Consider the following 469-nt stretch of genomic DNA (forward strand, 5'->3'; position numbering starts at 1 on the left):
TTTTGTGCGAACACTAACGCCGGGTGAAAATCCGATAATCCCATAAGCCCCAACCACATTGGTTGAGTTAGGACAACGGGCCACCCGCCCGCCGTGTCCGCGTAAGCATCCTTCGACGCCGATAGGAGCGAAGTCCTGGCAGACTCGTGTGCTCCCGGCGTCGTTTGATTCAACTAGTTCGCTAGTCACGACTATAGTTTATTAATCCACCTTCTCAGAGAGATATGCGTCAAGCACCACCGCAATTGTCTCATCGTATGACCGTCGGCCTTCCCGCGCCTTGAGAACCCGGAGGTCGCGCCGCACATCCTTCGACACCGGAATCCGCGTGTCCGTGGCAGACATATATCCCGCTTTAGGGCACAACGTATAAAGCATTACGGACATGAAGATGTGATTGGTAAAGCATGAGTCTTGACGAAATGGCAAGAGGGATTTTGTCACCGGCCCACCGCCGGTATCTCCAAAA

General features: G+C 53.5%; 1 protein-coding gene. It reads right to left on the reverse strand.

Features of this window, described 5'->3' with window-relative positions:
- Window positions 1-201 precede the first annotated feature (201 nt).
- Window positions 202-345, reverse strand: coding sequence for a hypothetical protein (locus C5B90_RS21000; RefSeq protein ID WP_006655018.1), 144 nt, complete (start codon window positions 343-345; stop codon window positions 202-204).
- Window positions 346-469: the final 124 nt, after the last annotated feature.

It is taken from the genome of Haloferax sp. Atlit-12N (genome assembly GCF_003383095.1).
Lineage (GTDB): Archaea > Halobacteriota > Halobacteria > Halobacteriales > Haloferacaceae > Haloferax.

What these genes read in the sequence shown, in the direction of transcription:
- C5B90_RS21000 (WP_006655018.1), bottom strand. Translation starts at nt 345, where the DNA reads ATGTCTGCCACGGACACGCGGATTCCGGTGTCGAAGGATGTGCGGCGC.